We start from the raw sequence: 6,000 nt of genomic DNA, 5'->3' as shown, positions 1-6,000 counted from the left end.
GTGCATCCGGGAGGATTCGAACCTCCGACCGCTCGGTTCGTAGCCGAGTACTCTATCCAGCTGAGCTACGGATGCATCGGAAATGGCGGTGAGGGAGGGATTCGAACCCTCGATACAGCTTTTGACCGTATACTCCCTTAGCAGGGGAGCGCCTTCAGCCTCTCGGCCACCTCACCTTACGCGTTCTTCCGAACTGCGCTTCTGAACTTGTTTCTGCTCATCGGCACTGCGTGGCGCACATATTACTTTCCCGCACTTATAAGTCAAACAATTTTTCGGAAGGTTTTTTCCGTTTGCACAAATGACAGGCAATTGGGACAAAATGACCGCAAAAAGAGTGAATAATCAACAATCAAAGATGATGAAGTTAACAAAAAGGGTAGATAACGAGGAAAAAGAAAAAGCGAGACGGTGGGAACAAAGGGTAGCGTCTCGCACAGGTGCGAGACGCTGAATCTGTCAAACGTTGGTTTGTTGCGTTTTTTCGGCCTGGATGCGCTGATAAATCTCTTCGCGATGCACAGACACTTCTTTTGGTGCGTTAACACCAATGCGGACCTGGTTACCTTTGACGCCCAGTACCGTTACAGTCACCTCATCACCGATCATGAGGGTTTCACCAACTCGACGAGTTAGAATAAGCATTCTTTGCTCCTTGAAAGATTAAAAGAGTCGGGCTTGATAAAGCTTCCCGGCGTTATCCATCACTTAACGCTGTACACAGGCTATGAGAAATACACCATTGCACATCAACGCGCCAATACATTCTGCTGATAAATAGTTTAGCCGAAATACGCTACATCAACCCGACTTTGTCACTAGCAAATTTAACATCGTATTAAAAAGCGCCGGAACATCAGTTCTGGCGCTTGCTACGATGAATTATTTTATTTCATTACAGACGGCTCGAAACCCATCCTTCAACACCTGCCAGCGCACCTTTCAGTGCAGTAGCATCACTGCCACCTGCCTGCGCCATGTCAGGTCTGCCACCGCCCTTACCACCCACTTTAGGCGCAAGTTCGGCGATGAGTTCCCCAGCCTTAACACGGTCGGTTAAATCTTTCGTTACGCCAGCAATCAGTGACACTTTGCCATCTGCTACCGTAGCCAGCACGATAATCGCCGAGCCCAGCTGGTTTTTCAGATCATCCACCATGGTCCTCAGCATTTTCGGATCGGTGTTGCTGAGCTCAGTCACCAGCAGCTTAACGCCTTTGACGTCGACCGCATGATTGCCCAGCTGCGCACTTTCCTGCGCCGCCTGCTGATCGCGTAACTGCTGTAACTCTTTCTCCAGCGAACGCAGATGATCAACCAGCCCGCGCACTTTTTCATTCAGGTTACTGCTGTTGGCTTTCACCAGTTGGGCAATATCCTGTAGCTGGCTACTCTGCGCATAAACCTGTGCCAGAGCCGCCTCGCCTGTGATCGCCTCAATACGGCGAATCCCTGCGGCAGTACCGGACTCGGCCTGAATGCGGAACAGGCCGATATCACCGGTTCGCGCAGCGTGCGTTCCGCCACACAGCTCAACCGAGAAATCCCCCATGGTCAGAACGCGAACCTGCTGATCGTATTTTTCACCGAACAGGGCCATCGCGCCTTTGGCTTTCGCCGCCTCAAGATCCATGACACGGGTTTCAACAGGCAAATTGCGACGGATCTGTGCGTTAACAATATCTTCGACCTGACGAATCTCCTGAGGTTTCATGGCCTCAAAATGTGAGAAGTCAAAACGCAAATATTTGTCGTTAACCAACGAGCCCTTCTGAGCAACATGTTCACCTAAAACCTGACGCAATGCAGCATGCAACAGATGCGTTGCGGAGTGATTCAGACGAATACGAGCCCTGCGCGCCTCATCAACCACCGCCTCAAGACGATCGCCAACGCGTAATTGTCCGCTGCTGAGTTTGCCAATATGACCAATCGCCTGCCCATATTTTTGCGTATCCTGTACGCTAAACAGCGCGTTATTGCCTTTCAGCTCGCCTGTGTCGCCCACCTGACCGCCAGACTCGCCATAAAATGGCGTTTCATCCAGCACAATCACCGCGTCCTGACCGGCAGACAGGGCGTCAACGGCTTCACCGTTCACGAACAGCCCCTTGACGGTCGCCGTCAGATCCAACTGCTCATAGCCTTTAAACGACGAAGCCGCGTCGATACGAATCACATTGCTGTAGTCTGCGCCGAAGCCGCTGGCTTCACGTGCGCGCTGACGCTGCTGTTCCATCGCCTTTTCAAAACCGGCTTCATCGATTTTTAGGTTACGTTCACGGCAAACGTCAGCCGTTAAATCGGCAGGGAATCCGAAGGTATCGTATAAGCGGAAGACGGTTTCGCCATCCAGTGTATCACCTTGCAGTTTTGCCAGTTCCTCGTCCAGAAGTGCCAGGCCACGTTCAAGCGTTTTAGCAAACTGCTCTTCTTCACTTTTCAGAACGTTCTCAACCTGTGCCTGCTGACGCTGTAACTCTTCGCCTGCCGCGCCCATGACCTGAATCAGTGGTGCAACCAGCTTGTAGAAGAATGCGTCTTTAGCACCCAGCATATTGCCGTGACGTACGGCGCGGCGAATGATACGACGCAGGACATAGCCACGGTTTTCATTCGACGGAATGACGCCATCGGCAATCAGGAAGGCGCAGGAACGAATGTGATCGGCAATAACGCGCAGGGATTTATTATTCAGATCGGTCGCGCCGGTGACCTTCGCAACCGCTTCAATCAACGTCTGGAACAGGTCGATTTCATAGTTTGAATTAACATGCTGCAGAACCGCAGTAATACGTTCCAGCCCCATCCCGGTATCCACAGAGGGCTTAGGTAATGGCAACATCGTGCCATCCGCCTGACGGTTAAACTGCATAAAGACGATGTTCCAGATCTCAATATAGCGATCGCCATCCTCTTCAGGGCTGCCCGGTGGTCCACCCCAGATATGGTCGCCGTGATCGTAGAAAATTTCGCTGCAGGGACCGCAAGGCCCGGTATCACCCATCTGCCAGAAGTTATCTGACGCGTAGGCGCTGCCCTTGTTATCACCGATACGGATAATACGCTCACGGGGAACGCCAATATCGTTGGCCCAGATATCGTAAGCTTCGTCATCGGTTTCATACACGGTGACCCACAGGCGCTCTTTAGGCAGCTTAAACCACTGCTCGCCGGTCAGCAGTTCCCAGGCAAACGCAATAGCTTCTTTTTTGAAGTAGTCGCCAAAGCTGAAGTTGCCCAGCATTTCAAAAAAGGTGTGGTGACGCGCGGTATAACCGACGTTTTCAAGATCGTTGTGTTTCCCGCCGGCACGTACGCAGCGTTGTGACGTCGTTGCTCGCGTGTAGTCACGCTTTTCCTGACCCAGAAACACATCTTTGAACTGGTTCATTCCGGCGTTGGTAAACAGCAACGTCGGATCGTTGTTTGGTACCAGGGAGCTGCTTGCTACAACCTGATGTCCCTTACTATTGAAAAAGTCGAGAAACGCTTGACGGATCTCAGCAGTGCTCTTGCTCATATATATCCTGGAATCACGCTAACGAAAGGTCCTTCTTTATCAGGCGTACCGCATCGTTACGGCAGCAAGCATAAGGAACCAAAAGGGGTAAGATAAATATTCTTCGGAGGGAAGTAAAATCACATCGACTTTTAGTCATCAAAATTTCTGAAAACCTGCTGAATATCCTCGCTCAGAAAGCCTTTGGCATGCAAAAAGCGCTGCACTTTGGCTTTTTCTTTCCATTCTGTCGGCAATGGGTGACCAAATTTTTTCTCGGCGAGTTCAGCCGCACAGGCCGACCAGTCAATATCGGTTTCTTCCATGGCGAGATCGATCGCATCACGGCTGATGCCCTTTTGTGCCAGCTCCAGCCTGATACGCTGTGAACCAAATCCCTTGCGGCTTCGGCTCTGAATAAATCGTGCGGTAAAGCGCTCGTCATTTAACCAGCCGTTTTCACCACACCAGTTCAGCACCTTTTCCATTAGCTCGGGCGTAATGATTTCAGGATCTTTTTGTTTCATCCACGCGCTACGCTGAGCGGACAGCTGGAGCTTTTGTTTAAGCTCTTCGCGGCTGTGGTCACGCTGGCCCAGCAGGCGCATCGCACGATCCAGCAGGCGTGAAAATGAGATGACTTGTGGCTGAGATTGTTCAGACATACTGCGCACCTTTTACGAACGGAGGGAGAGTATGGCGGGAGACAGGAACAGAGGAAAGGCACGTGAGGCGTTAATGTAAAACAGGAGCGGAAAATCCGCTCCTGTTTCAGGCTTTAATAATCTTCGTTGGCTTCGCTCGCCGCCTTCTCAACGTCGTTGCCTGCAACGTCCGCCGCGATGTTTTGATCGCCACCGTTAAGCAGCATTTCACGCAGTTTGATATCAAGCTCGTCGGCCACCGCGGCATTTTCTTTGAGGAAGTTGCCCGCGTTTGCCTTGCCCTGACCGATCTTATCGCCTTTATAGCTGTACCATGCACCGGCTTTTTCAATCAGCTTGTGCTTCACGCCAAGATCCACCAGCTCACCGAAGGTGTTAATGCCTTCGCCGTACATGATCTGGAACTCAGCCTGTTTAAATGGTGCCGCAATTTTGTTCTTAACGACTTTAACGCGCGTTTCACTACCCACCACGTTGTCACCCTCTTTAATCGCACCGATACGGCGAATATCAAGGCGAACAGAAGCGTAGAACTTCAGCGCGTTACCACCGGTAGTGGTTTCCGGGTTACCGAACATCACACCAATCTTCATACGAATCTGGTTGATGAAGATCAGCAGCGTATTAGACTGCTTCAGGTTACCCGCCAGCTTACGCATTGCCTGGCTCATCATACGTGCCGCCAGGCCCATATGTGAGTCACCGATTTCACCTTCGATTTCGGCTTTTGGCGTCAGTGCAGCTACGGAGTCAACGATAATGACGTCAACGGCACCAGAGCGGGCCAGCGCATCACAAATTTCCAGGGCCTGCTCACCGGTATCCGGCTGTGAACACAGCAGATTGTCGATATCTACGCCCAGTTTCTTAGCATAGATGGGATCCAGTGCGTGCTCGGCATCGATAAAGGCACAGGTTTTGCCCTTACGCTGCGCGGCGGCAATAACCTGAAGTGTCAGTGTCGTTTTACCTGAGGCCTCTGGGCCGTAGATCTCAACGATACGTCCCATCGGTAAACCACCCGCACCTAATGCGATATCCAGTGACAGAGAACCCGTTGAAATGGTTTCCACATCCATTGAGCGGTCTTCACCCAAGCGCATGATGGAGCCTTTACCAAATTGCTTCTCAATCTGGCCGAGCGCGGCAGCTAAAGCCTTCTGTTTGTTTTCATCAATTGCCATTTCTACTCCTAATCATGCCGGGTAAACACGCACGCATGGTGCCTGTGCACTTTCTGTTGCGGGTAATTATACTGTATAGTCATACAGTATCAAGTTTAATTTTGCAGAAATTGACGGGATAACGTCTGGAGTGCCCAGCCAACTGACTGACGGCGCACGGCATCGCGATCGCCATCAAACTGCTGACGAAAAGCCATGACCACGCCACCCGGCGCCGCAAAGCCAAACCAGACCGTGCCTACCGGTTTGTCTTCACTGCCACCATCCGGGCCGGCAATACCGCTAACGGAAATAGCGTAATCGGCGCGCGCCCGCTGCTGTGCCCCAAGGGCCATTTCACGCACTACCGCCTCGCTGACGGCGCCGTATTGCGCCAGTGACGCCGCGCTGACACCGACCAGTTCTTGTTTGGCATCGTTACTGTAGGTGACAAAGCCCCGTTCGAACCAGGCAGAGCTTCCGCTCACGTCAGTAAACACTTTTGCTATCCAGCCGCCCGTGCAGGATTCTGCACAAGTTACGGTAGCGTTACGCTGTTTAAGCGCCTCACCTGTCTGCGCACTCAGCGCGTGCAACTGCTGGTCATTCATTTTTCGCTCCCTGTCGCCGTTGAGTGAACATGGTGCATGCTCTGCGCTTTTTCAAGCAC

Annotated in this window: 5 protein-coding genes and 2 tRNA genes; all 7 read right to left on the bottom strand. The window is 51.9% G+C overall.

Going from position 1 to position 6,000, the window contains the following annotated elements; all coding sequences use genetic code 11:
• Nucleotide 1: 1 nt before the first annotated feature.
• Nucleotides 2-75: transfer RNA gene (locus QLG08_RS13815), tRNA-Arg, on the bottom strand.
• A gap of 8 nt (nt 76-83) precedes the next feature.
• Nucleotides 84-176 (bottom strand) — tRNA-Ser (locus tag QLG08_RS13810).
• Between the two features lie 283 nt (nt 177-459).
• Nucleotides 460-645 (bottom strand): carbon storage regulator CsrA, encoded by a 186-nt coding sequence (gene csrA, locus QLG08_RS13805; protein WP_006120718.1) that lies wholly within the window; start codon nt 643-645, stop codon nt 460-462.
• A 250-nt stretch (nt 646-895) separates the two neighbouring features.
• Nucleotides 896-3,523 (bottom strand): alanine--tRNA ligase, encoded by a 2,628-nt coding sequence (gene alaS / locus QLG08_RS13800; RefSeq protein WP_022623092.1) that lies wholly within the window; start codon nt 3,521-3,523, stop codon nt 896-898.
• A gap of 131 nt (nt 3,524-3,654) precedes the next feature.
• Nucleotides 3,655-4,167, bottom strand: coding sequence for a regulatory protein RecX (locus QLG08_RS13795; protein WP_014594422.1), 513 nt, complete (start codon nt 4,165-4,167; stop codon nt 3,655-3,657).
• Nucleotides 4,168-4,280: 113 nt separating this feature from the next.
• Nucleotides 4,281-5,351 (bottom strand): recombinase RecA, encoded by a 1,071-nt coding sequence (gene recA, locus QLG08_RS13790; protein WP_014594423.1) that lies wholly within the window; start codon nt 5,349-5,351, stop codon nt 4,281-4,283.
• Nucleotides 5,352-5,446: 95 nt separating this feature from the next.
• Complete coding sequence (gene pncC, locus QLG08_RS13785; protein WP_013026906.1) at nt 5,447-5,941, bottom strand: nicotinamide-nucleotide amidase; 495 nt, start codon at nt 5,939-5,941, stop codon at nt 5,447-5,449.
• Nucleotides 5,942-6,000: the final 59 nt, after the last annotated feature.

The organism is Pantoea sp. V106_11, from assembly GCF_029967885.1.
Lineage (GTDB): Bacteria > Pseudomonadota > Gammaproteobacteria > Enterobacterales > Enterobacteriaceae > Pantoea > Pantoea ananatis.
Note: the sequence above shows the minus strand (reverse complement) of the source record. Positions and strands in the feature narration are given on the sequence as shown.

Excerpts from the sequence above, each read along its gene's own strand:
- csrA (WP_006120718.1), bottom strand. The coding sequence starts at position 645 with ATGCTTATTCTAACTCGTCGAGTTGGTGAAACCCTCATGATCGGTGAT.
- alaS (WP_022623092.1), bottom strand. The coding sequence starts at position 3,523 with ATGAGCAAGAGCACTGCTGAGATCCGTCAAGCGTTTCTCGACTTTTTC.
- recA (WP_014594423.1), bottom strand. The coding sequence starts at position 5,351 with ATGGCAATTGATGAAAACAAACAGAAGGCTTTAGCTGCCGCGCTCGGC.
- QLG08_RS13795 (WP_014594422.1), bottom strand. The coding sequence starts at position 4,167 with ATGTCTGAACAATCTCAGCCACAAGTCATCTCATTTTCACGCCTGCTG.
- pncC (WP_013026906.1), bottom strand. The coding sequence starts at position 5,941 with ATGAATGACCAGCAGTTGCACGCGCTGAGTGCGCAGACAGGTGAGGCG.